The organism is Variovorax saccharolyticus, assembly GCF_030316765.1.
In the GTDB taxonomy this organism is placed as follows: Bacteria; Pseudomonadota; Gammaproteobacteria; order Burkholderiales; family Burkholderiaceae_C; genus Variovorax; species Variovorax saccharolyticus.
Genome location: NZ_JASZYT010000005.1, coordinates 266,708 through 289,932, shown reverse-complemented (window position 1 = coordinate 289,932; position 23,225 = coordinate 266,708). Strand labels below are relative to the sequence as shown.

At 69.4% G+C, this 23,225-nt stretch carries 21 protein-coding genes; 9 read left to right on the top strand and 12 right to left on the bottom strand.

Annotated elements, in window-relative coordinates; genetic code table 11:
* Positions 1-76 precede the first annotated feature (76 nt).
* The 6 genes from QTI45_RS17615 to QTI45_RS17590 all read right to left on the bottom strand — a co-directional run bounded on the left by QTI45_RS17615 (position 77) and on the right by QTI45_RS17590 (position 9,919).
* The gene (locus tag QTI45_RS17615; protein ID WP_286655348.1) at positions 77-1,519 is read right to left on the bottom strand and encodes an MBL fold metallo-hydrolase; all 1,443 of its coding nucleotides are present in this window, start codon (positions 1,517-1,519) and stop codon (positions 77-79) included.
* Positions 1,516-3,531, bottom strand: a complete 2,016-nt coding sequence (locus QTI45_RS17610; protein ID WP_286655347.1) for a gluzincin family metallopeptidase — start codon at positions 3,529-3,531, stop codon at positions 1,516-1,518. The genes QTI45_RS17615 and QTI45_RS17610 overlap by 4 nt, the downstream gene beginning before the upstream one ends.
* Before the next feature lie 56 nt (positions 3,532-3,587).
* Entirely contained in the window at positions 3,588-4,970 is a 1,383-nt protein-coding gene (locus QTI45_RS17605) for an MBL fold metallo-hydrolase (protein WP_286655346.1), read from the bottom strand.
* Positions 4,971-4,984: 14 nt separating this feature from the next.
* Positions 4,985-8,581 (bottom strand): gluzincin family metallopeptidase, encoded by a 3,597-nt coding sequence (locus tag QTI45_RS17600; RefSeq protein ID WP_286655345.1) that lies wholly within the window; start codon positions 8,579-8,581, stop codon positions 4,985-4,987.
* Positions 8,582-8,586: 5 nt separating this feature from the next.
* Complete coding sequence (locus QTI45_RS17595; protein WP_286655344.1) at positions 8,587-9,612, bottom strand: patatin-like phospholipase family protein; 1,026 nt, start codon at positions 9,610-9,612, stop codon at positions 8,587-8,589.
* 79 nt (positions 9,613-9,691) lie between these two features.
* On the bottom strand, positions 9,692-9,919 hold the full coding sequence (locus QTI45_RS17590) for a hypothetical protein (protein ID WP_286370451.1): 228 nt from the start codon (positions 9,917-9,919) through the stop codon (positions 9,692-9,694).
* A 135-nt stretch (positions 9,920-10,054) separates the two neighbouring features.
* On the opposite strand from QTI45_RS17590, the gene QTI45_RS17585 reads away from it, so the two are divergent.
* Positions 10,055-10,804: a metallophosphoesterase family protein gene (locus tag QTI45_RS17585; protein WP_286655343.1), complete on the top strand. Its 750-nt coding sequence runs from the start codon at positions 10,055-10,057 to the stop codon at positions 10,802-10,804.
* A gap of 28 nt (positions 10,805-10,832) precedes the next feature.
* Here the strand turns inward: QTI45_RS17585 and QTI45_RS17580 are convergent, their stop codons facing one another.
* Complete coding sequence (locus QTI45_RS17580; protein WP_286655342.1) at positions 10,833-11,318, bottom strand: cyclic nucleotide-binding domain-containing protein; 486 nt, start codon at positions 11,316-11,318, stop codon at positions 10,833-10,835.
* 122 nt (positions 11,319-11,440) lie between these two features.
* Here QTI45_RS17580 and QTI45_RS17575 point away from each other — a divergent pair, with 122 nt between their 5' ends.
* From QTI45_RS17575 to QTI45_RS17560, 4 genes are all read left to right on the top strand, one after another.
* A complete protein-coding gene (locus QTI45_RS17575) occupies positions 11,441-11,668 on the top strand; it encodes a hypothetical protein (RefSeq protein WP_286370448.1) in 228 nt (75 codons plus the stop codon).
* Positions 11,669-11,815: 147 nt separating this feature from the next.
* Entirely contained in the window at positions 11,816-13,432 is a 1,617-nt protein-coding gene (locus QTI45_RS17570) for an arylsulfatase (RefSeq protein WP_286655341.1), read from the top strand.
* A 28-nt stretch (positions 13,433-13,460) separates the two neighbouring features.
* A complete protein-coding gene (locus QTI45_RS17565; protein ID WP_286655340.1) occupies positions 13,461-14,381 on the top strand; it encodes an HAD family hydrolase in 921 nt (306 codons plus the stop codon).
* A gap of 18 nt (positions 14,382-14,399) precedes the next feature.
* Positions 14,400-15,029 carry an MliC family protein gene (locus QTI45_RS17560; RefSeq protein ID WP_286655339.1) on the top strand — a complete coding sequence of 210 codons (630 nt, stop codon included), beginning with the start codon at positions 14,400-14,402 and terminating at the stop codon, positions 15,027-15,029.
* Positions 15,030-15,049: 20 nt separating this feature from the next.
* Here the strand turns inward: QTI45_RS17560 and QTI45_RS17555 are convergent, their stop codons facing one another.
* From QTI45_RS17555 to QTI45_RS17540, 4 genes are all read right to left on the bottom strand, one after another.
* A complete protein-coding gene (locus QTI45_RS17555; protein WP_286655338.1) occupies positions 15,050-16,528 on the bottom strand; it encodes a patatin-like phospholipase family protein in 1,479 nt (492 codons plus the stop codon).
* Between the two features lie 34 nt (positions 16,529-16,562).
* A complete protein-coding gene (locus QTI45_RS17550) occupies positions 16,563-17,204 on the bottom strand; it encodes a LysE family translocator (protein ID WP_286655337.1) in 642 nt (213 codons plus the stop codon).
* Positions 17,205-17,294: 90 nt separating this feature from the next.
* The gene (locus QTI45_RS17545; RefSeq protein ID WP_286370442.1) at positions 17,295-17,450 is read right to left on the bottom strand and encodes a hypothetical protein; all 156 of its coding nucleotides are present in this window, start codon (positions 17,448-17,450) and stop codon (positions 17,295-17,297) included.
* Positions 17,451-17,502: 52 nt separating this feature from the next.
* Positions 17,503-18,054, bottom strand: coding sequence for a histidine phosphatase family protein (locus QTI45_RS17540; RefSeq protein ID WP_286655336.1), 552 nt, complete (start codon positions 18,052-18,054; stop codon positions 17,503-17,505).
* 174 nt (positions 18,055-18,228) lie between these two features.
* Here QTI45_RS17540 and QTI45_RS17535 point away from each other — a divergent pair, with 174 nt between their 5' ends.
* Together QTI45_RS17535 and QTI45_RS17530 are read left to right on the top strand one after the other, a co-directional pair.
* Positions 18,229-18,783, top strand: a complete 555-nt coding sequence (locus QTI45_RS17535) for a DUF2878 domain-containing protein (RefSeq protein ID WP_286370440.1) — start codon at positions 18,229-18,231, stop codon at positions 18,781-18,783.
* Positions 18,776-19,420, top strand: a complete 645-nt coding sequence (locus QTI45_RS17530) for a DUF6134 family protein (RefSeq protein WP_286370439.1) — start codon at positions 18,776-18,778, stop codon at positions 19,418-19,420. Before QTI45_RS17535 ends, QTI45_RS17530 begins: the two co-directional genes overlap by 8 nt.
* Positions 19,421-19,435: 15 nt before the next feature.
* Here the strand turns inward: QTI45_RS17530 and QTI45_RS17525 are convergent, their stop codons facing one another.
* On the bottom strand, positions 19,436-20,338 hold the full coding sequence (locus tag QTI45_RS17525) for a helix-turn-helix domain-containing protein (RefSeq protein WP_286655335.1): 903 nt from the start codon (positions 20,336-20,338) through the stop codon (positions 19,436-19,438).
* A 153-nt stretch (positions 20,339-20,491) separates the two neighbouring features.
* Between QTI45_RS17525 and QTI45_RS17520 the strand changes: the two genes are divergently transcribed.
* Complete coding sequence (locus QTI45_RS17520) at positions 20,492-21,481, top strand: Bug family tripartite tricarboxylate transporter substrate binding protein (RefSeq protein WP_286655334.1); 990 nt, start codon at positions 20,492-20,494, stop codon at positions 21,479-21,481.
* Positions 21,482-21,486: 5 nt separating this feature from the next.
* Entirely contained in the window at positions 21,487-23,223 is a 1,737-nt protein-coding gene (locus tag QTI45_RS17515; RefSeq protein ID WP_286655333.1) for a thiamine pyrophosphate-binding protein, read from the top strand.
* Positions 23,224-23,225: the final 2 nt, after the last annotated feature.

The window sequence follows — 23,225 nt, the reverse complement described above, 5'->3', positions numbered from 1 at the left end:
GACGAGCGGCTCGGTGGAACACGAGGCGATTATGGTCGAGCGGTCGCCGTGCCTTTCGCTCGCGGCACCAGGCCCGTCATTCCCGAAACACGTACTCGATGAAGATGTCGCCGGTCTCGAAATCCGGCGGCAGCCGGTCCAGCTGACTGCGCGCCTCCGGGGAGGCCTTGGCGAAGGTCGTGGCCAGCCAGTCGCTGCGCACGAGTTTCTTGCCGGTCTGTTTCTCGAGCGCCTCCATGAGCGGGATGCGCGGCACCTCGGTCTGCTTCTCGATGCTGCCGTAGGTGCGCTTGGCACTCGGGAATCCGGTCTCGGTCGAGCACATCGCCACGCAGCGCATCGACAGCGCGCCGACCGCCGGGATCGGCGTGGCATTGGTGCTGCCGTGATGGCCGACCTTGTAGAAGTCGATCGATGCGAGGATCTTCCGCGCCTCGGCCGAGATGCCGGGGTCCGCGCCCTTCACCGGCTTGCCGTAGAGCCAGTACGCCCAGTTGCCCCATTGGGCATCGCCGACGAACAGCAGCTTCCTGCGCTGGCAGGTGAAGAGCACCACCAGGCTCTGGTTGTTGAGCGCGCCGTCGATCGCCTTCGCCGCCGCGGCCAGCACGTCCGGCTGCACGGCATGCAGCGCCTTCTCCATCATGGCGGGCGATGCCCAGGGCCGGAAGGCTTCCGGCGGATAGTCGGCCGCCGTCGCCGGCCATCGGCGATCGAAGGGCTCGAAGCCTTCCGCGCTCGGCAGGCCCTGGTCCTCGACTGCCGCAAGATACTGCTCCGCCTTGTTGTCGCTGGCGGTGAAATCGGCAGCCGCATCCTTGGGAGCGGGCCCGAGGATCTGCGCCGTCAGCGCGCCACGCAGCGAGGGCGGCAGCTCGGCCGTGTCGCCGGCCTCGTAGTAGTGCACCGGCGGCTTGTTCCTGAAGCCGCTGGTGACCAGCGCCATGGCCCGGTCGTTGCTGCCGCCCGCGACACCGAGCGCGTTCTCGGCCATGGCGAGCGCCTGTGCGCCGTCGAGGTCCTGGCGCGCCGCGAGCTGCAGGCGCAGGTGCGTGGCGAGCGCATGGATCTGCGTCTTGATCTTCACCGCCCCGCCGTTCTTCGGGTCCAGGCGATTGGTGATCCAGACCGCCTCGACCTCGAACTGCTCGAACTCGCCGGCCTGCGTCGCGAAGCCGGAGAGATGGTCCGCGTGGTAGTGGGTCACGATCACCAGCGCCAGCTTGCGGCCCGTGACCTCGACCAGGTCCTTCACGCAGGCCGGCATGCTCTTGATGTTGCCGGCGTGCACGCCGCAATCGATCAGGACGTGGCGCGGGCCATGCCGCGTCGGCACGGTCATGAGGAAGAAATCGCCGAAGCCCACGCGGTACATGCGCACGCGCAGTCCGCCGCGGTCCGCCGCGGTGGTCTTGCCGGCCGGCTTCTTCTTTTTCGCGGCCGCGGTCTTTCCGGCCGTGGTCTTTGCCGGCGGTGCAGCCGCCTTGATCGCCTTGATCGCCTTGGTTGCCATCGTCATACCCCCTGGTGCAGCAGACCGAAGTCGACCTGGAAGTGGCTGTCCTTGCCGGTGTCGCCATTGGCCAGGCCGGTGGCGAGCGCGTAGCGCCGTTGCCTCGCCTCGCGCATCTCGCCCTCGGCGCCGGTCAGCGGCTTGCGCACCGCGAAGCGCACCTTGGGCGGGATGTGGTGGCCGTAGTGATCGCGGTCGGGCGCCGCGATGATCAGCGTCACGCCGCCGCGCAGCGGGAAGGAGCCGCCCTCCGGATAGTCCTTGTCGAAAGGCACGCGGCGGGTCTGGACCAGCTCGACCACCATGTCGATGCGCGTCCTGCCGTCCAGCGCCATGCGGAACACCTGGTGAAAGGACGGCGCATAGGGCAGGCGTTCGGGCGCCAGCCCCGGATCGTCGTCGAAGCCGAGCCGGGCGGCGTTCTGCTTCGCGTAGGCGCGCAGGATCGCTCCGTTGAGGTTCTTCTGCTCGCGCGTCAGGCCGCCCGGCAGCCCGAACTGCAGTTCATGCTGCGCGCGCTCCCCGGAGTCGGGGTCTTCGATCTCGGCGGCGACCGGCGGCAGCGCCTCGGGATCGGGACTCCTCGTCCAGTCGGGCACCCGCGTCCAGCAGAGCGCGCCCTCGGAGAAGAAGCTGGCGCCGTCGGGGTAGATGCCACGCACGCGGAAGGCCTGCATGAGCGCCTGCCGCACGCCGCGATCGTCCTCCGGGCGCAGGTCGACGCTGGCGGTGATGAGCGCGCGCAGGAAGTCGCCGAAGGTGACATCGATCGGCGGGCAGTAGTCCAGTGCGCGTGCGCAAAGCTGGAAGAACTCGTCGGCGGTCTTCGATGCGGTCTCGGTCAGCAGCGTCGCGAGCGAGGTCGGCAGTTCTGGCGAGGCCATCGACGCGCCGCCCGCGCGATAGATGCGAAAGAGGTCCGCGGAGGCCTGCAGGTAGGTCGAGAAGTAGGCGTCGAAGACCGCCGCCACGAGGATCGAGCCGCGGTAGTGCGGGTCGTTCACGCGCTTGCCCATCGCGCCGGGGTCGGGCCGCTCCTCGAGCGCGGCGCGCAAGCCGTGGCCCATGCCGGACGCCTGCCCGAACTGCTGCGCCAGTTCGACCAGCGGATTGCGCACCGGCGCCTCGGCACGCAGGCGGGCGCCGGTGCCGGTGCTCGCGCCGCCCAGGCTGGCCGATCCTTCCACCGGCGCAGCATCCGGCGTGAGTTCGAACGCGTAGAGGCGCCCCCCGGTCTTGCGAATGGTGTCGAGCAGCGCGTCCTTGTGCGAGAAGTGCAGGAACAGCGCCGTGAGATCGGCGAAGGCTTCATGAAAGGCGAGCACGTCCGGGTTGGTCGGCTCCGTGAAGAAGGTGCGGATGCCGTCGATGACCGCGTGCGTGACCTCGTGCGCGATGATGTCGTGCGACAGGCAGGTGAAGACCCGCTGCCCCGGCAGGTTGTTGCCCTGGTTCTTTTCCGCCGCGCGGAAGTAGCCGAAGAGTATCCCCTGCGCCTCGCGGCTGTAGAACGCGTTGGCCTGCACCATCGCATGCGGATAGAGCTTGAGCACCCAGATGTCGTCCGCCGGGTCGGTGGGCTTCTCCTGTCCCGCGGGCCGGTCGGCGCGGCGCCAGTGGATCGTTCGGCCCAGCGCGGCCTCGAACTTCTCGACCGTCTGCGACGCGACCGCGTACACCATCTGCTGGTGGAAGCGCGGATCGGACTCGGAGGGATCGAGGCCATTGCGCGCGAGGATGCGGTAGTCGTTCAGATCGACCGGCGGGTAGTAGCACCGGTTCGCGCCGTCGTAGTCGATCACCGCGAAGCGGCGCCCGACCGGGCCGGGCTTGAGGTTGCGCTCCCAGCGGATGCTCATCGACATCACGTTGCCGACGAAGTTGCCGGCGCTCGGATCCAGCGCGTAGACCCGCAGCTTGCGCGTGGCCGGTTCGGGGATCTTCATCCAGGGCGGCTGGGCCTTGCTCGCGACCGCCTTCTTGCGCGCTGCTGCGCTGCCGTTCTTCTCGTCTGCCATGCGCGGGTCTCCGTCTCTTCTCGGGTTGCAGTTGCCAATGCATCGCGCCGCCGCCTTCACAGCGGCAGCCGGTAGTCGATCCAGTCCTCCTTCACGTCCACCCGGTCGAGGAAGCTGGACCATTCGGCGTCCGACATCGCGGCCGGCTTGTCGGGGATTCCGAGTTCGAGGTCGAGGATGCGGCCCTTGCAGCGCTCGCCCAGGCGCTCGTACAGCGAGGGGAAGGGCATGTTCCAGTTCATCTTCGAGGCCGTCTTGCGGTCGAGCGGCAGCATCGCGACCAGGCCTTCGTCGGTCATGCGCTCCAGGCCATTGGCCCGCAGCGTCGCGTTGTGGCTGCCGTGGTGGCCGATCTTGTAGAACACGGTGCGGGCGAGCAGCTGCTCGGCCCTGACCTTGTGCGTGGCGCCGCCCGCTTCGACGGTCCATTCGATGTCGTCCCACGACATCCAGTTGCCGACCTGGGCATCGGCGGGAAACAGCAGCACCTCGCCGCTGTCTTCCAGCTCGAAGGCCAGCACCAGGCTCGTGTTGTTGGTGTCCGAATCGAGCTGCAGCGCAAGCGCACCCGCAGGGCCGAGCCAGTCGTGCTCGATGCGGCGCCAGGCCGGGCCGCCCTCGTAGCGGTCGCGGAAGAACGGCATGGCGCGCGCCTTGTCCTCGCCGATGCGGAACCACTCGTCGAAGGGCTGCACTCCGGGTGCATCGCCCTGCTCCAGGGCGTCGATGGCCGCGAAGAGGCCGAACTCCGCGCCGCTGACCGCGGCCAGCTGGTAGACCTCGCTCGCGCTGCGGGACGGATCGCTCTTGCCGATCCACTTGCGGTCGTGGGGCGGTCCGAGCACATAGACCCGGATGCGCTGCGCCCCGGGCAGGGTGAAGGTCTCGCCGGGAAAGAGATAGCGCGGCGCCCGGGGCGCCGTGCGCTGCTTGACCCAGTCCATGGCCGAGCGGGTGGTGGCACGCGCAGCGGCGCCCGGACCGCCCCAGAACGCCAGGATCGCATCCAGCCGCGCCGCGGCCTTCTGGGCCGCCGGCTCGGCCACCGCCGCGATCTGCCGGCTCGCCGCCGCGATGCGGTTCACGGCCGCCGCCCGCCGTCCGCGAAGCTCGTCGGCGAGCGGTTCGCCGGGCTTCTCGGTCCAAGCGACCCAGGCCTCGCCGACCTCGAGCTTGTCCGCCTCCAGCATCGGCTGGGCCTGGGCGAAGCCCGAGACGTGGTCCCAGTGCTCGTGGGTGGCGACGATCACGTCGAGCTTGCGGTGGGTCGCCGCCACGATGTGGCCCGCGACCTTCTGCATCCTGGCCTTGGCCTCGGGCGTGCCGAGCAGCACGCCGAAATCGATCAGAACATGCACCTCGCCGGTGTCGCCGGGGAACGTGAGCAGGAACGAATCCCCCAGGCCCTGGCGGAACATGCGGATGCGAACCGAGGCCATGCCGCGCTCCTGCCTCAATGCCGGTGCAGGACCGCGAAGGGCTCGCGCTCCTCCGCGCCCGGCGCACCGAAGTAGGTGGCGGCCAGGCTGCGGCTGCCCTCGTCGATGAAGAAGCGGCGCTGCCGGCTCTTGCGCTCCTCGTTGAGCTTCTTCTTGATGCTGTAGCGCACCTCGCCCGTCTCGGCATCGACCAGCAGCGTGCAGCCGCCGCGGAAGTAGTAGTCGGCCTTGCGGCCGGCTCGCTCGCCAGCGCCGCCTTCAATGAACTGCGGGATCCGCTGCGTGAGCTCGATGACCCACTGGAAAGTCGGCCGGCCTTCCCAGTCCATGCGGATCGACGGCCGCAGCGAATGCACCTCGAACGACAGCTCGGGGTCGATGCCGGCCAGCACCACGCTTTCCTTGGACAGCCGGGGCTTCAGGTGGGCATGCAGTGCCGCGCGGCGATCGCGTGTCAGCTCGAAGAGCGCCCGTCGGTCCTTCGAGAGCCCCCAGGAGCGGATGTCCTTGGCCCATTCCTTGACGATGCCGACCACCACGTGCTCGTCCTCGTCGGGCGCCGCCGTCGCCGCACGCCAGAGCAGCCCGTCGACCGAGAAGGCCTGGACGTTCTCGGGCACGATGCCGCGCCGCCGGAAGGCCTCGATGAAGGCCACGCGGCGGTGCTCCTCGTCCACCGGGTCGTTCTCGAAATCCGCCGTGATCAGGGCCCGCAGGTAGTCGCCGAAGGTGATGTCCACCGGTGGGCAGTAGTCGAGCGCGCGGATGCACATGTCGAGCACCTGGCGCGCCGATTGGGAGGCCTCGTCGGTGAGGCGCGCGACCAGGTCGGGGTGCAGGCTGCCCTCGGGCGTCACGCCGGTGCCCTCGCTCGCGATCCGGAACAGGTCGGCGACCCGGCCCTTGTAGATCGAGAGGAAGGCATCGAAGACGGCCGCCACCAGCACCGCGCCGCGCGCATGCGGCTCGGACGATCGCTGGTAGTCGCCGGGCTGCCCTTCGAGGCGCTGCCAGCGGCCGGTCTGCGGGTCCAGCGTGCCGATGGCGCTGCGCAGCGCGCCCCGGCTGCCGATCGCCTGGCCGAACTCCTGCGCCAGCTGGCCCAGTTCGCTCTGGCCGGCGAGGTCGCCGCGGGTCGACGCGATCTGGTGGCGCAGCACCTCCGGCAGCGAGAAGTGCTGGAACAGCGCGACGATGTCCGCGAAGGCCTCGTGGAAGGCGAGCACGTCCGGATTGCTGGGCTCGCTGAAGCGCCGGTGCATGCCGTCGAGCAGCGCGTGCGTGACCTCGTGCGCCACGATGTCGTGCGAAAGGCAGCTGAAGACCGTGAGCCGGGCCGAAGTCTCCTCGGCCGAGGCCGGCGCCGAGAAGTAGCCGAACAGCAGCGCCACCTTGTCGGGGCTGTAGTAGGCATTGGGCTCGCGCAGCGCGTGCGGATAGATGCGCAGACGCCGCACATAGTCCTCGCCGAGCCGGCCTTCGGCGTCCCGGGTGCCGCGTGCGCGCCACAAGGCCAGCCGCCCGAGCGCGCGCTCGAAGGTGCGGATGGTGCGCATCGCGACCGCATAGACCATCTGCTGGTGGAACTGCGGGCTGCTCTCCGAAGGCGGCAGGCCGTGCTGCGCCACCACGTAGCGGTCGTTCAGGTCGACCGGCTCGTAGAAGCACTGGCTCGCGGGATCGCGGTCCAGGACCTCGATGTACTCGCCGGCCGGCCCCGGCTCGAGGATGTCCGCGCCTTCGGCATCGCGCTCCCAGGGAATGCGGATCAGGGTCTCGTTGATGCCGGCGGTCTCGCGCCGGCTGCCCATGCTGGGGTCGAAGGCGAACACCCGCACCAGCCGTTGCGCGAGCGGTGCGATCGGGGTGCTTTCGACCTTCGGCACCGCGGCGGCCGCGCTCTTGCGGGCCGGGGGCTTGCGTGTCTTGCGCTCGATCTGGTAGCGCACCTGCCCGGTATCGGCGTCGACGATCAGCGTCACGCCGGCCCAGGGTCGGACGTCGACTTCGATCTCCAGCTGGAGCGCCCTCGCCTTCGGCTTGGCGGCAGCGGTCGACACCTCCTGGACCAGCTTGATGATCCACTGGAACGCGAAGTTGCCGGAGGCGTCGCTGCGCTCGCGCGGATGGAAGGACTCGACCTCGAAGCGCCGGCGCAGCTCGACCGGGCCGATCGCCCCGATCGGACTGGCCGACAGGCGCTGGTGCAGCTGGGCTCGCTTGGCCTCGAGCAGCTTCCAGAGCGCCTCGCGATCGCGCGGCATCGTCCACGGCGTGAACTCGAGCGACAGCTCGCGCACGAATTCGCTCACCGCGCGGGTGGCGTCGGATTTGGCCGGCGCGCGCCAGAGGATCGTGTCCTGCGACAGCGTGCCCACCTCCGAGAACGGAATGCCGTAGCTGCGGAAGGCGTCGATGAACGCCAGCCGGTAGTTGCCGTCGTCGACCGGACGGATGTCGTAGTCGGCCGTGACGATGGCGCGCAGGAAGTCGCCGCAGGTGGTCTCCACCGGCGGCATGTAGTCCAGCGCGCGAATGATCATCTCCAGCACGCGCTGCGCCGAGCGCGACGCCTCCTGCGCCAGGCGGTTCACGAGATCGGGCTGCAGCTGGCCCTCGGGCAGGATGCCGCTGCCCTTGGTCGCGATGCGCCGCAGGTCCGAGGTGCGCGCCTCGTGGATCTTGCGCAGGGCCTCGAACACCGCGCTCACCACGATGGCACCGCGCTCGTGCGGCTCGAGCGTCGCGGCGTAGGCTTTGGGGTCGGGCTTGCGGGGATGCCAGACACCTGCCTCGTCGATCGAACCGAGCGCATTGCGGATGCCTTCGGGCCGCCCGATGGCCTCGCCGAACTGCGGGCCGATGGCACCGAGCAGGCTCGAGTTCTCGAGCTTTCCCCGGATCGCCGCGATCTGGCCGCGGAACACGTCCGAGGGCCAGAAGTGCTGCAGCACGGCGATCAGGTCCGCGTAGGCCTCGTGCAGGGCCAGCACATCCGGGCTCTTCCCCTTGAACGAGATGCGCATGCCGCCCAGGATCGCATGTGTGATCTCGTGCGCGATCACGTCCTGCGACAGGCAGGTGAACACCGTCGTGCCGGCGAACGCGGAGGACTCCCCGGCGCGGAAGTACCCCAGGCACAGGCCGTCGTCGGGCTTGTAGTAGGCGTTGGTGTCGGCGACGTAGTGCGGATAGATGGCGAGCTGCCGGCGATAGGCGATGCGCTGGGCGCTCACTGCCGGCGGCCAGTGGATCGAGCGCCCGAGCGCGCGCTCGAAGTTGCGGATCGTCCGCATCGCGACCGCATACGCCATCTGGTGATGGAACTGCGGGTTGCCGTCGGACGGCGCGAGGCCGTCGTTGGCCAGGATCTGCGGATCGTCGAGGTCGACCGGCGCATGCACCTGGCGCCCCTTGTCGTCCTTGTCGACCACGGCCACGTATTCGCCGATCGGCCCGGGCTGCAGGTCCTCCCAGGGCACCAGCAGCGTCATCTCGTTCATCACCGCGGTCTCGAAGCGCGCGGTGGTGCCGGGATCGAAGGCGAAGACGCGCAGCCTGCGATAGACCGGAAGCGGAACCCGCCAGTGCCTGTCGATCCGCGGTTCCATGGACTCTACGGGGCGACCGTCGCGAGCTCGGGCGCGTACTTGCCGATGCGCGACCCCAGCAGTGCGCCGCCGTGGCGGACCAGCACGCGCATCTCGTCGTCGTTGAGTTTCTTCAGGTTGGTCGAGATCGCGGAGGCGAAGCTCGCATCGCCCTGCTGCTGCTCGCCCTCGATGCTGTCGATGGAGAACCACAGCGGCCGGGCGCCCTTGCCGGCCAGGTGGCGATGCTGCAGGCGGTCGAACTGCAGGCCCCGGATCTGCTCCATCATGATGTCGAGGCTGGCCTTGAGGACCACGGCACCCGACTCCGTCGGCCGTTCCTCGAACGCGAAGGGCTTGCCGCCGTCGCTGACGATCAGGTAGTCGATCGGGTTGCGCGCCATGCGCAGCAGCGGGTTCACGCCCATGTTGTCGTAGACGCCGCCGTCGGTCAGCGTGACGTACTCGACGGTGGCGGCAGCCGGCGGGTAGACCGAGGCCGGGAGCAGCAGCGGCGGAAACACCGGCGGGAACGCCGACGACGCCGCCACGGCACGGCTGATCGGGAAGCCCGCCGCGGGCACGACGCCGAGTTCATGTTCGCCCATCTCCGCGTCCTTGCCGCCGCCGGCGACGAAGAAGAACATGTTGCCGGTCGCCAGGTTGGTGGCGTTGAAGTAGATGCGCGGGCCGCCCTGGAGGCTCGACAGCGTCTTGTCGTGGAACAGGTCGCGGTCATAGGAGCCGGCGAGCTTCTCGAGCCGGGACTCGAAGGGGTCGAGCAGGCCGCCCACCACCGAGGCGACGGCGATCGAGCGGGTCCGCAGATAGGTCTCGAGCTTGTCGAGGCAGCTCGGGTCGCCCCAGTTCGCGGCGAGCGTCGCGCCCGCGATGCTGCCGCCGCTGACGCATGAGACGAGGTCTAGCTTGTCGAGCAGGTTCAGCGCCTGCAGCTTGCGCATCACGCCCAGGTGGAACGCCGCCGCCCTGAATCCGCCGCCGGACAGCGCGAGTCCGATCCGCTTGTCGACGCCGTCGATCTTGAACGCCATGTCGCATCCCCTCTCCAGAGGCCACGGATGCTAGTCCTGCGGTGACCGAATGCAATCGGCCAGATGGGGGATGCCGGCGTCAGTCGATCCAGGGTCCCCCGAGCATGGCCTGGATGTAGGCGGCGACCTTCACCAGGTCCGCGTCGGACATCGGGATCGGGGGCGCGTCGACGAGGTGCTCGGCCACCAGGTGCAGTTTGGCCGTCGCGTTGGGCTGCTCCTGCAGCAGCACGGCGATCGCCGCAGTCTGGGCCACGGCCCGCAACTCGAGCGCGCGCAGCCGCGTGTTGATTTCTTCCAGTTCCATCGTGTGCATCCTCTCCGGGGTCCAGCTTCAACTTGAGGAATCTCGATTCTGACCCCAAAAAGGATGAGCGCCAGCGGATGAATGCGGGCACTCCTGCCCCGAAAATGCGCAGTCCGTCCGCTGCAGCCCCACGTCGTGCGCATCCTGCTCGTCTCCGATCTCCACTACACCCTGCCCCAACTCGACTGGGTGGTCCGGGCGGCGCCGTCCTACGACCTCGTGGTGCTCGCCGGCGATCACCTCGACGTCGCCTCGCCGGTGTCGCTCGATGCGCAGTCGGTGGTCCTGCTGCGTTACTTCTCGCTGATGAACCCGGGCCAGTCGCTGGTGCTGGCCTCGGGCAACCACGACCTGACGGGTGCCGACCGGCATGGCGAGCGGGCCGCGCTGTGGCTGACCGAGAGCCGCCGCGCCGGCGTCTTCATGGACGGCGATTCATTGACCATCGGCGAGACCCTGATCACCATCTGCCCCTGGTGGGACGGCCCGGCGGGCCGCGCCGCGGTCGACATGCAGCTGGCGACCGATGCCCGAAGGCGACCCGCCCGCTGGGTCTGGATCTATCACTGGCCCCCTCTGGGCTCGCCCACCTGCTGGACCGGCAAGCGCGAGTACGGCGACGCCGACGTCGCCGCCTGGATCGCCAGCCACCGGCCCGACTTCGTGCTGACCGGGCATGTGCACGAGCCGCCGTTCAAGCCGGCGGGCGCCTGGGCGGACCGCATGGGCAGCACCTGGGTGTTCAACGCCGGCCGGCAGATCGGGCCGGTGCCGGCCCATATCGTGATCGACCTGGGAGCCGGCACCGCAGCGTGGCGCTCGATGATGGGCGAGGAAGCGCTGGAACTGGCCGCCGAACGCGCGCCCGCGCGCTCGGTCTTCTGAGTCCGGAACGCAAGGTAGCAGGCGCCCTTCAGTAGTCGGGATTCGGCTCCCGGGCCGAACCGGGACGCGCCGGCGCACCCTGGCGGTGCGCCAGGTGCCCGAGCACCTCCGAGACCATCGCCAGGCCCGGCGAATCGCCGTACTGGTGCTTCAGGTCGGCCAGGTAGGTGGTGACGAAATTCAGCCGCTCGGCCAGCCCGACCGCGATCAATCGGGTGATGGCCGGGTCGCTCATCAGGAAGGCGCGGCCGTCGGCCGCGAAGCGGACGATGCTCGGCTCGCTGGCCACGACCGTGGCGCTGTAGGCCGAGTCCAGCAACAGGGAGATCTCGCCGATCGCCGCGCCGGGGCGCGTGATCGAGTTGATCACGACGCCGGCCTTGGTGATCTGCAGGGCCCCCGAGACGAGGATCCACAGGCCTTCGCCGGCCTCGCCTTCGCGCACCACGGTGTCACCGGGCGCCAGCGTGATCTCGGGCAGACCGGCGGCGCGCTGCAGCAGTTCGTCGTCCATGGGCCGATGTTAGTGCAGGCCGCGCCAGCCCCGGGCCTATTCCCAGCCGAGGGCAATCGCGCGATGATCCCGGCAGGACACCCTCGTCCGGCTTCCGGCCGGCGCAATCCATGGAGATCGCAATGAAGCACCATCTACTGGCCGCAACAGCCGCGCTGGCCATCCTCGGCCTGGCTCACTCGACGTCATGGGCCGTGACCTGCGCCAAGGGCGTCTATCGCGCGGGCTGCGCCGGCCCCAACGGCGCGGCCGTGGTCAAGAAGCCGCCGCCGGCACAGGTGACCTGCGCCAAGGGTGTCTACCGCGAGGGTTGCGCAGGGCCGAACGGCGCGGTGGTCCGCAGGCGCTGAGCCACGGCGCCCTTCGGATCCTTGCTCCTGAATTGCACCAAAGGGCGATAGGCAGCCGGGCACGGAATGGCTAGGCTCGCCCACGGGCCGGGTCCCCGGCCTCCGGCGGCAGCGCGGCCGGCCAAGTCACTGAAGGAGCACTCTCGAATGGCGACGAAGACGAAGAAGAGCGGCGCAGCCGGCGGCGCGACCGCGAAACCCAACATCCTCGTGATCTGGGGCGACGACATCGGCGTCACGAACATCAGTGCCTACAGCGACGGCATCATGGGCTACGAGACCCCCCATATCGACCGCATCGCGCACGAGGGCGTCCGCTTTCTTCACTACTACGGCGAGCAGAGCTGCACCGCCGGCCGCGCCGCCTTCCTGACCGGACAGCACGGCTTGCGCAGCGGCATGACCAAGGTCGGCTTTCCCGGCGCCCCGATGGGCATGAGCCAGCTCGACCCCTCGATCGGCGGCCTGCTCAAGAACCTCGGCTATGCCACGGGCCAGTTCGGCAAGAACCACGTCGGCGACCGCAACGAGAGCCTGCCGACGGTCAACGGCTTCGACGAGTTCTTCGGCAACCTCTACCACCTCAACGCCGAGGAGGAGCCCGAGCTGCCCGACTACCCGAAGGACCCCGCCTACCGCGCCAGGTTCGGCCCGCGCGGCGTTCTCAGGTGCAAGGCCAGCACCAAGGACGACGCCACGGTCGACCCGCGCTTCGGCCGCATCGGCAAGCAGACCATCGAGGACACCGGTCCGCTGACGAAGAAGCGCATGGAGACGGTCGACGACGAGACCTCGGCCGCCGCGATCGATTTCATGAAGCGCCAGAACGGCGCCGACAAGCCCTTCTTCTGCTGGTTCAATTCGACCCGCATGCACTTGCGCACGCATGTGCGCGGCGAGCATCGCGGCCGCTACGAGCACGGCGACAGCGAGTACCTGGACGGCATGATGGAGCACGACGACACCGTCGGCAGCTTGCTCGATGCGCTGGACGAGATGGGCATCGCCGACAACACGATCGTCGTCTACTCCTCCGACAACGGCCCGCACATGAACTCCTGGCCGGACGGCGCGATGACGCACTTCCGCTCCGAGAAGAACACCAACTGGGAAGGCGCCTTCCGGGTGCCGTGCGTGGTTCGCTATCCCAAGGTGATCGAGGCCGGCACGGTGACCAACGCGCTGATGAGCCACAACGACTGGATCCCGACCTTGTGCGCCTTCGCCGGCGAGGCCGACATCGTCGGCAAGCTCAAGAAGGGCTACCAGGCCAACGGCATCTCCTACAAGGTCCATCTGGACGGCTACGACCAGTCGGACTTCCTGCGCAAGGTGAGCGGCGGCGCCGGCCGCAAGGGTGCGTTGAAGAGCGCGCGCGACCTGTTCTTCTACACCGACGACGACGGCCTGCTGGTGGCGATCCGCCAGGGCGACTACAAGTACGTCTGCGCCGAGCAGCGCGTGGCGGGCACGATGCAGGTGTGGGCCGAACCCTTCACCGAGCTGCGCCTGCAGAAGATCTTCAACCTGTTCCAGGATCCCTTCGAGCGCGCCGACATCACCTCGAACACCTTCTGGGACTGGCAGCTGAACCACATCGGTCAGGTCTATGGCCTCATGGAAGAGGTCTTCAAGTTCGCGCAGACCTTCAAGGAGTTCCCGCCGCGCTCCTTCCCGCCGAGCTTCAATCCGGCGACGGTGCTGGAGCAGACGATGGCCGAGATCCGGCACCGGATGGAGTCGGAGGCGGCCAGGGCCAAGTAGGGACGAGGCGATTCGAAAGGAGACAGTGATGGACACCACTGCATTGCCTTCCTGGAACGAGGGGCCGGCGCGCCAAGCGCTGCTGGACTTCGTCCAGCGCGTGACGACGGTGGACGGGCCCGACTTCGTGCAGCCCGCCGACCGCATCGCCACCTTCGACAACGACGGCACCCTGTGGTGCGAGCAGCCGCTGCAGGTGCAGTTCTTCTTCGCCCACCATCGCCTCGAGCAGCTCGCCGCGCAGGACCCCTCGCTGAAGCAGCGGCAGCCGTTCAAGGCCTTTCTGGAGCGCGACATGGCGGCCATCCATGACGCCGGCATGAAGGGCCTGTTCGAGGTCGCGGCGGCCACGCACGCGGGGGTCACCGAGGACGAGTTCGAAGCCATCGCCCGGGACTGGCTGTCGAGCGCGAAGCACCCCAAGCTCGGCCGGCTCTTCACGGCGCTGGCCTACCGGCCGCAGGTCGAGCTGCTCGGCTATCTGCAGCGACAGGGCTTCAAGAACTTCATCGTGTCCGGCGGCGGCATCGACCTGATCCGCGCGTTCTCCGAAGAGGTGTACGGCATTCCGCGCGACCAGGTGGTCGGCTCCAGCGTCAAGACCCGCTTCGAGTTCAAGGACGGCCGGGGCGATCTCGTCAAGCTGGCGGAGATCGACACCTTCGACGACCGGGAGGTGAAGCCGCACAACATCGGACTGCACATCGGCCGGCGGCCGATCCTGGCCTTCGGCAATTCCGATGGCGACCTGGCGATGCTCCGCTACACCCGGAGCGGCCCGGGGCCGCGCCTCGCGCTGCTGCTGCACCACGACGACGCCGAGCGCGAGTTCGCCTACGACCGCGAGTTCCGCATCAGTCCGCTGGCCGAAGCGCTCGACCATGCACAGGAGTACGGCATCGACGTCGTCAGCATGAAGCGCGACTGGCGCCAGGTGTTCGCGGCCTGAGCGGCCGCCGACTGCTCCATGAACTTCGCTCGCATCGGTTTGCTTGTCGGCCTGCCGCTGGGATGGCTGGCCGCCGCGCAGGCATTCGCCGCCTCCCCGAGCTTCAGTTGCGCCAAGCCCGCGGGCGCTGCCGAGGAGGCCGTCTGCCAGGACGAGACGCTGGCGGCGCTCGACCGCGAGACGGCGCGCCTGTATGGGCTCTCCCGCGCCAATGCGGGGTTCGACAGCCAGCGCAGGAGCGAGCTCGCCGCCACGCAGCGCGGATGGATCAAGGGCCGCGACGCTTGCTGGAAGGCCGACGACAAGCGCTCCTGCATCCGCGACGCCTACGTCGTGCGCATCGCCGAACTCCGCGACGGCGACGCGGGAGTGCACGGCAAGGGCGGCGTCAGCATCGGCCCGGTGGCGGTGAATTGCCCGGACACCGGCGCCATGGCCGCGACCTTCGTGAATGTCGAACCGCCGCTGGCCTACCTGACCGGCGGCGGCCAGAGCCTGGTGCTGACGATCGCACGGTCCGGCTCCGGCGCGCGATACACCGCCTCGTTCCCCGCAGGCGAAGCGACCTTCTGGCAGAAGGGCCCGGAGGCCATCGTGCAGTTGCCGGGCGGCAACGAACAGGTCTGCCAGGTCGGCCCGCTCGGCTGACTCTGCGTGCGGATGCCCTGCTACGGCTTCAGCGCGGCCCGCTGCGCGGGCGTCGCCGCGCCCTGGAGCGAGTCGATCAGATCCCGGAAGCCCGGCGACTCGCGCAGCAGCCGGCCGCCGAGGGCGCGAAGCTTGTCGACCTCTTCTTCGGAAAGCACGAAGCTGGTCGGCAGGTTCATGAAGTAGAGGCGCTCCTTCTTGTCGGCGATCGAATCGAAACTGACATCGATCGCATCGAAGCGAAGTTCGGGCACATCGGCTTCGGCCTGTGCCTTGGACATGCCTGCGATGCGCTTGTCGGCGATCTCGAACTTGCGCGCGTCGGCCCAGCGCTGGGCGATGTCCTTCAGCAGTTCGACCGACTCGTAGGAGAAGTGGTCGATCGGCACGCTCGACGACTGCAGCGCCTGGGCCACGATGCCCGGCGCCCTCGGGCTGCGGTCCCAGTCGGTGGCAGGCGCCGAGCGGGAGTTGACCACCACGACCACGATGCGCCGGATGTTCCTGAAGTCGATCTGCTGCTGGAAGGCGGGGCTGGCTTCGACTTCCTCGAGCGCCTCGATCACGCCGCGCAGGCCGAGGTTGTCCGATACTCCGCCGTCGACGATGTGCAGGTAGGGGCGGTTCCCGCTGTCTTCGAAGGCCTGCATGTCGCGGTAGCGCAGCAAGGCCCGCCCCGACGGGCGTGCCTGGGCGGCCGGGTCGATGACGTCCTTGACCCAGGCCGGCATCACCGCGCCGCAATGGCCGCCGTAGTTCCGGTAGGTGACCGGCGAAAGCACCACCGGCACCGCCGACGAGGTCGCGGCCGCGCGTGCCAGCCGCACCTTGCCGAGGTCGGAGCACAGCAGGTCGAAGTGTTCCTGCGAGAACTGGAAGCGCGCGCCGGTCGAGAGGTCGGTGCCGGTGACGGCGGTGGCCGGGGTCGGCCGGGCGACCAGGTCGTCGAAGGTGGCGCCGCCGAAGAGGATCTCGTCGTAGTAGTCGGCCGCCAGCTCCGAGCGGCCGTAGTCCGCACTGCCCAGCTTGAACCAGTTGCTGGGATTCAGCGTGCGGGAGGTCAACGCGCCTTGCACGTCGCGCTTGAGAAAGCGGGGCTCGTACTCCGTGAACAGCCGGTCGCCGTACAAGGCGTAGGCGAGTGCCGTGAAGCTGCCTCCGGATACGCCCGTGATCAGGTCCACCTCGGAAAGCAGGTTGCGCGGCACTCCCTTGACCGTGATGCCGGTGCGCCGCAGTTCCTCGAGCACGCCGTAGGAGAACGCCGCGGCGCGGGTCCCGCCGCCCGAGAAGGTCAGCACGAAGAGCGTGCCGCTGTCATTGGCGGTCTTGTCCTGGCGCTTGAGCAGGTTGCCGACGCGGTAGCCGCCCTGCGGGTCGACCCGCTCGATCGGCGGATTGATCGGCGCCATCGACGTGCAACCCGCAAGCAGCACGGCCGCGCCTGCCGCCACCCACGCCCACCTGCGCATCCAGGCCGCCGCCGGGCACGACTTCATGCCGGCACTGCGAGCGACATCTGCGTCAAGGCGATCATCCGAGCCGGTTGCGCAGGCGCAGCATGCCCAGCCCCAGCAGCACGAAGGCGGTGCCCGAGACCCGATTGAACAGCCGCACGCGGCGCCGGTCGGAGAAGCTGTGCTTCATGCCCCGCGCCAGCAGCACGTAGAAGGCATGCGACAGCACCGTGAACACGGCGAAGGTGGCCGTCAGCACGAAGAACTGCTCGGCCACGGGTGCGCCCTGCGTCAGGAACTGCGGGAACAGCGCGGAGAAGAACAGGATGCTTTTCGGATTGGTGAGCGCCACCGTGAGGCCGTGGCCGAACAGCCGCAGGGTCGCGGGCGGCGCGGATTCATCGGGCGAACGGCGCGTGTCGGCAAAGGCATTGGTGCCGCTGCGCCACTGGCGGATGCCGAGATAGACGAGATAGGCCGCACCCGCCAGCTTGAGCACCATGAAGGCCGTGGCCGAACTGCTCAGCAGCACGCCGAGTCCGGCCATCGCCACCGCCGAGACCAGGAACACCCCGACTGCATTGCCGAGCGATCCCCACATGGCGCGGCGCGCGCCGACCGACACGGAGTTCGAGACCGCCAGCAGCACGGCCGGGCCGGGCGTGAAGGCCATGAACAAGGAAACACCGCAGAACACAAGCCAGTTGGACCAGGTCACCATCGCTCCAGACAATGCCGCCCTTGCGGCGGCGACCCGCGATTTTCTCCGATACCGGCAACCGGCGCTCGGCCGGGGTTTCAGGCCGCCCTAGAGCTTTTCCTTGACGAAGCCGGCAGCGTTCTCGTCCACGGCCGGCGTGCCTTCGTCCGTATGGGGATTGGTCGGATCGGCATCGGTCGGAAATTCCGGCTCCACGGGAAGCTGCGCGGGATCGTCCTCGGAGGGGACTTTGGGGATGGTCATGGGTGGTTCCTCGGGCTTCTGGGGCAGTCTTCCATTGTGAGCCGCAAGCCGTTCAGCCGAAACTGCTTCGACCGATCACCCTGCCCCCGGCTTCCACGATCACGGCCTCGCCCATGGCGACCGACTCTCCGGTGAAGGCGCCGATGTTCACCTGGTGGGTGACCCAGACCTCGAAGCTGCCGGCCGGCATTGCGGCCAAGCGGTCCAGCAGGGCTTGGCGGCGACCGTCCGGCTCGCCGGCGCGGCCGAAGGTCGAATCGAGCGGCGCCCAGTGCACATGGCTGCCGAAGGCCAGGTCGGCCGTGTCCCGGCATCGGCACCAGGCACTGGAACGCACCCCGGCCGGACGCAGCGACCGCGCCTTGAACCATTCGCCCGCGGCCCGTGCCTGGTCGCGTCCCTCCGCGCTCAGGTTGCGCTGGCTTGCGCAGTCCCCGAGACGAAAGCCCAGCGGATCGCCGACGCCGGGCGTGGTCTGGGCATGGCGCCACAGCACCACGCAGCGACCGGCCCGCAGCTGCGCGGCCAGCGCCTCGGCCGCCGGCTGGGCGCGGACCTGACAGGCCGCGCACAGGCAGAGCAGGAAGACATCACGTCGATGCATGCGTCGTCTCCTCGGGCATCGAGAGCTGCGAATCGTCTCGAGGGGCCGAGCATAGCCCGCTGTGCACGGTCCGCGAACGGAGCCCTTGCCGTGCGACGGACAAATCCAATCGGCGCCTCCGTGCGTACAGGGGACTGCGGCGGCATCCGTGCCTGCTGCACCAAGGAACGACCCATGACGCAGCGGCCCACGCCCACCATCCGACTCGCGAACATCGTCGTGTCCCAGCTGGCCTGGTTCGCCGCGGTATTCGCTGCGGCGCGCCACATTCCCCTGTGGGGCACCGCCTGCGTACTGGCAGCGATCGGCTGGCACCTCGTCGTATCGGCCCGCCCGCGGCGCGAAGCCTGCCTGATCGGGCTTGCGATGCTGATCGGCTTTGCCACCGAGTCGGTGCACACGGCCATGGGTCGCGTGATCTATCCATCGGGCCAGTTCGACGCGCGCCTCGCGCCCTATTGGATCGTGGCGCTCTGGGGCCTGTTCGCGATCGCGTTGAACGTCACGCTGCGCTGGCTTCGGCATCGGCTCTGGCTGGCCGCGCTGCTGGGTGCGGTGGCCGGGCCGCTGGCCTTCGCCTCCGGCGTCCGGCTCGGCGCCGCGCAGTTCGTCGATGCCCGTCCGGCGCTGCTTGCCCTGGCCCTCGGCTGGGCATTCGCGCTGCCGGCGCTGGTCTGGCTGTCGAGCCGCTTCGATGGCGTAGCCGTCCCGGAGCCGAGGCATGGCTAGCCGCCGCGCACCGATCGCCGCGCTGATCGTGCTCGGCCCACTGGTCGCGGGCGTCGCGCCCGCGCGGGCGGACACCGCGCGCCAATGGGATTTCCGGGTGACGCTCGACGACCAGCCGATCGGCGACCATCTCTTCAGCAGCACCGCGTCGGGAAGCGACAGGCAAGTGAGCAGCGAAGCCAGCTTCGTGGTCCGCATCCTCGGGATCGTCGCCTACCGCTACCGCCATCACGCGGTCGAGCAGTGGCGCGGCAATTGCCTGACCGGCCTCGCCGCCACCACGGAAGAAAACGGCAAGATCAGCCGGGTCCGGGCCGACGCCGTGGGCACGGCTGCCCCGGGAGAGACCGCAGCACAGGCCCTCGATGGCTGCGTGATGAGCTTCGCCTACTGGAACCCGGCGATCCTGAAGCAGGCGCGCCTGTTCAACGCACAAACCGGGCGCGCCGAGAACGTGCAGTTGAAGCCGCTGGGCAACGGCACCATCGACGTGCGCGGCGAGCCGGTCGTGGCCGCGCGCTGGCGCATCACCGGCCCGGCGCAGCCGATCGATCTCTGGTACTCGCCGGAGGGCGAGTGGATAGGGCTCGACTCGACGGTCTCCGGCGGCCGGCGGCTCAGCTATCGGTTGAGATGAAGCGCCCGGCGCCGCTCAGGGCCGGGCCGGCACCGCCTGCGTGCCCGCAGCGATGCGCAGCCTGAATTCCGATGGCGCGCAGCCGACCTCGGCCTTGAAGAAGCGGCTGAAGTAGGCGGCATCGTCGAAGCCCAGGTGCAGCGCCACCTCGGACACCGACATCGGCGTATGGACCAGCACCCGCCTGGCCTCGAGCACCACGCGCTCGTGGAGCAGCGCCAGCGCGCTGCTGCTGGCCACGGCCCTGCAGACGCGGCTCAGGTGGTCGGCCGTGACATCCAGGGCCTCGGCATAGAAGGCCAGCGGGCGATGCTCGTGGAAGTGGCGCTCGATGAGCGCGCGGTAGCGCTGCACCAGCGTGTCGCGCAGGGCCTGGCGCCGGCCGACACCGGTCGCGGCCGCCTCCTGGCGCAGGAACCACAGGGCCAGCAGCACGACGTGGGAGCGCAGCGCCTCGGCCCGGCCGATGCGCTGCGACTGGAACTCGTCGGCAACCACCGAAAAATGCCGGGCGCATTCAGCGGCATGGTCGCCCAGGTTCGCGGCATCGAGCACCCGCGTCTGCCCCAGCCGCTGCGCCACGACCGGCGAGTGCTCGCACAGCGAAGCCAGGGCGCGGCTCGGCACGCTCACCTGCGTGCCGGCGCTGTCCGGCTCGTAGTCGAAGCCGTGCACCGCGCCGGGGGCGATCATCAGGGCCGCGGGGGCTCGCAGCGCATGGCGCTCGCCGTCCAGGGTGCCGACCATCGCGCCGTCGGTGAGCAGCTGGAACTGGTGCAGCTCCTCGTGCCGGTGCGCCGGAATTCTCCAATGATGCTGCTGCGCCCGCACGCGGATCGACTCGACATGCAGGCTGTCCTCCGGCATGAAGTGACGCACTTCGCGGAACGGGACGACAAGAAGATTGCTGGATCGCATGGAACGGCGCCGTGGAGGCCGGAAATCTACAAGAAGCTCTCACTTTCGTCCATGGTGGCAAGCCCGCCGTGTCCCTAAGCTGGACCCCGTTCAATCAACGACAGAGCGTCGGCAGATGCAAAGCCCCAGGCGCCGACGAACCGGAGACAAGCAATGTGGAATCGACGTGAACTGCTGCAGGGCGGCGCGGCACTGTCCGCCCTGGCCAGCCTGGGCCTCGGACGCACGGCATGGGCGCAGCTGAATGGCAACGCGGGCATCATCTCGGGCTTTCCCGCGGGCGGCATGGGCGACAACGTGGCCCGCCCGGTCGCCGAGCGCCTGCGCGGCCGCTATGCGACCAGCCTGGTGGTCGAGGCCCGTACCGGCGCCGGCGGGCGCATCGCGGTCGAGTACGTGAAGCGCGCCGCGCCCGACGGGCTGACCATATTGCAGATCCCGAGCTCGCCGATGACGCTCTATCCGCACACCTACAAGAAGCTCAACTACGACCCGCTGACCGACTTCGCGCCGGTCTGCTCGACCGTGACCTACGCCTTCTCGTTCACCGCCGGGCCCGGCCTGCCGGTCGAGGTCAAGACCGTGGCCGACTACGTGGCATGGGCCAGGGCCAACCCGAAGCTGGCGACCTATGGCGTGCCGGCGGCGGGCTCGGCGCTGCACTTCGCCGGCATGATGCTGCAGAAGGCGGCCGGCATCGAGATGAGCGCGATCCCCTATCGCGGCGGCGCTCCGCTGCTCAACGACGTGATGGGCGGCCAAGTGCCGGTGAGCTTCAACGTGATCGGCGAGGTGATGCCGCACGTGCGCTCGGGCAAGTTGCGCTCGCTGGCGATCACCAGTGCCGAGCGCTCGCCCTTCCTGCCCGAAGTGCCGACGATGGTCGAGCAGGGCTACAAGGACATCGCGGTGCAGGAATGGCTGGGCTGGTTCCTGCCGGCCAGGACGCCGCCCGATCTGGTGCTGAAGCTCAACGCGCTGGTCGGCGAAGCCCTGCAGGCGCCCGACCTGGTCGCCGCGCTGGCCACCCACGGCCTGCAGCCGGTCCACCAGTCGCCCCAGGAGTTCGCGCGGCTGGTCAAGGCCGGCTTCGACAAATGGGCCCCGATCGTGCGGGCCACCGGCTTCACCGCGGAGGACTGAGAACCGTGCCCCGACTCACTGCCGCCCAGGCCCTGGTGCGCCTGCTGGCGATCGAGCAGGTGCCTTTCGCCTTCGGCATCGTGGGCGGCAAGCTCGCGCCGCTGATGCATGCCCTGTCGCAGCAGGAGGCGGTGCGCTTCGTCGGCGTGCGGCATGAAGCGACCGCGCCGATGATGGCCGCCGCGGTGCATGCGGGCTCGGGCCGCATGGCCGTCGCGTTGGGCGAGATGGGCCCGGGCGGATTGAACCTGGCGTCCGGCATGGGCGTGGCGTTCAACAACAACCTGCCGCTGCTGGCGATCACGACCAACCAGCATCGCGCCGCCGCCTACCCCCACAGCGGCATGTTCATGGACCTGGACACGCAGGCCGTCTTCGCGCCGCTGACCCGCTGGAATGCGGTCGTGCACGACCCGCGCCGCCTGCCGGAACTGGTGCGCCGCGCCTTCAGGGAGGCCTTGTCGGGCCGCCTCGGGCCGGTGCACCTGGACATTCCGCAGGACGTGCTGTCGGCCGCGACCGACTACCCGGACGATGAATTCGAACTGCCGCCCTCGCGCTACCGGGCGGTGCTCGGCCCGCGTCCCGCGGCCGAATCGGTCGCGCAGGCGGCGGCCCTGCTGCGCGGCGCGCAGCGGCCGCTGGTGGTGGCGGGCGGCGGCGTGGTGGCGAGCGGCGCCGTCGAGGCGCTGCGCGCCATCGCCGCGCGGCTCGGCGCGCCGGTGGTGCCCACGCAGATGGCGCTCGGCGTCATCGCCAGCGACAGCCCCCACTTCATCGGCCATGGCGGCCTGATCGCGGGCGAGGCGATCCGGTGCGCCTTCGAGCAGGCCGACGTGGTGCTGAGCGTCGGCTGCCGCTTCTCGTCCTGGATGTGGGACGCGCGCGGGCCTTTCGCCCGCCGCTCCCATCGCACCATCAGCATCAACATCGACCCCGGCGCGCTGGGCCATCCGGCGCTGCACGAGGTCGCGATGCAGGCCGATGCGCGGCCGGCGCTGGAAGACCTGCTGGCCGCGCTCGCGACAGCGCCACCGACGAATGCGCAGGCATCCGGCTGGCTGGCCGGCATTCGCGAGCTGCGCGCGCACTACGAGGAAGGCCTGAACGCGATGGCGCGCGACGCCTCCGAGCCGACGATGCATCCGGCCGCGCTCGCCAAGGCCATCGCCGATGCGCTTCCGGCCGGCGCGCTGGCGGTGTTCGACGGCGGCCACACCACCTTCTGGAGCAACGACTTCACGCCGGTCGATGCGGTGCGCACGCGCTTTCACGAACCCGGCATGAGCCACCTCGGCTTCGGGCTGCCCTATGCGATGTCGCTGCAGCTGCAGCAGCCGGACAAAGCGGTGCTCAACATCACGGGCGACGGCTCCTTCGGCTTCACGCTGAATGAACTCGACACCGCCCGCCGGGCCGGGCTGCCGGTGGTCAGCATCATCCACAACAACGCCGCCTGGGGCATCATCCGCCAGGGCCAGAAGGCGCAGCTCGGTTTCGAATTCGCGACCGGCCTCGAAGGCACGGACTACGCGGCGATCGCGCGCGGCTTCGGCTGCTTCGGCGAGACCGTGACCCGCGCCGACGAGGTGGCGCCGGCACTCGCGCGCGCGCTGGCCTCGGGCCTGCCGTCGGTGCTGGACTGCCGCACGCGCTTCGTGCCGCACCCGGCGGCGCCGGCCTTCGGCAGCATGAACCGCTTCGGCTTCGAAGCCTTCATGCCGCTGCCCGCCCCGGGCTGATT

Excerpts from the sequence above, each read along its gene's own strand:
- QTI45_RS17530 (WP_286370439.1), top strand. The coding sequence starts at position 18,776 with ATGGCTAGCCGCCGCGCACCGATCGCCGCGCTGATCGTGCTCGGCCCA.
- QTI45_RS17520 (WP_286655334.1), top strand. The coding sequence starts at position 20,492 with ATGTGGAATCGACGTGAACTGCTGCAGGGCGGCGCGGCACTGTCCGCC.
- QTI45_RS17575 (WP_286370448.1), top strand. The coding sequence starts at position 11,441 with ATGAAGCACCATCTACTGGCCGCAACAGCCGCGCTGGCCATCCTCGGC.
- QTI45_RS17610 (WP_286655347.1), bottom strand. The coding sequence starts at position 3,531 with ATGGCAGACGAGAAGAACGGCAGCGCAGCAGCGCGCAAGAAGGCGGTC.
- QTI45_RS17525 (WP_286655335.1), bottom strand. The coding sequence starts at position 20,338 with ATGCGATCCAGCAATCTTCTTGTCGTCCCGTTCCGCGAAGTGCGTCAC.
- QTI45_RS17545 (WP_286370442.1), bottom strand. The coding sequence starts at position 17,450 with ATGACCATCCCCAAAGTCCCCTCCGAGGACGATCCCGCGCAGCTTCCC.
- QTI45_RS17555 (WP_286655338.1), bottom strand. The coding sequence starts at position 16,528 with ATGAAGTCGTGCCCGGCGGCGGCCTGGATGCGCAGGTGGGCGTGGGTG.
- QTI45_RS17605 (WP_286655346.1), bottom strand. The coding sequence starts at position 4,970 with ATGGCCTCGGTTCGCATCCGCATGTTCCGCCAGGGCCTGGGGGATTCG.
- QTI45_RS17590 (WP_286370451.1), bottom strand. The coding sequence starts at position 9,919 with ATGGAACTGGAAGAAATCAACACGCGGCTGCGCGCGCTCGAGTTGCGG.
- QTI45_RS17570 (WP_286655341.1), top strand. The coding sequence starts at position 11,816 with ATGGCGACGAAGACGAAGAAGAGCGGCGCAGCCGGCGGCGCGACCGCG.
- QTI45_RS17615 (WP_286655348.1), bottom strand. The coding sequence starts at position 1,519 with ATGACGATGGCAACCAAGGCGATCAAGGCGATCAAGGCGGCTGCACCG.
- QTI45_RS17580 (WP_286655342.1), bottom strand. The coding sequence starts at position 11,318 with ATGGACGACGAACTGCTGCAGCGCGCCGCCGGTCTGCCCGAGATCACG.
- QTI45_RS17595 (WP_286655344.1), bottom strand. The coding sequence starts at position 9,612 with ATGGCGTTCAAGATCGACGGCGTCGACAAGCGGATCGGACTCGCGCTG.
- QTI45_RS17535 (WP_286370440.1), top strand. The coding sequence starts at position 18,229 with ATGACGCAGCGGCCCACGCCCACCATCCGACTCGCGAACATCGTCGTG.
- QTI45_RS17565 (WP_286655340.1), top strand. The coding sequence starts at position 13,461 with ATGGACACCACTGCATTGCCTTCCTGGAACGAGGGGCCGGCGCGCCAA.
- QTI45_RS17600 (WP_286655345.1), bottom strand. The coding sequence starts at position 8,581 with ATGGAACCGCGGATCGACAGGCACTGGCGGGTTCCGCTTCCGGTCTAT.
- QTI45_RS17560 (WP_286655339.1), top strand. The coding sequence starts at position 14,400 with ATGAACTTCGCTCGCATCGGTTTGCTTGTCGGCCTGCCGCTGGGATGG.
- QTI45_RS17540 (WP_286655336.1), bottom strand. The coding sequence starts at position 18,054 with ATGCATCGACGTGATGTCTTCCTGCTCTGCCTGTGCGCGGCCTGTCAG.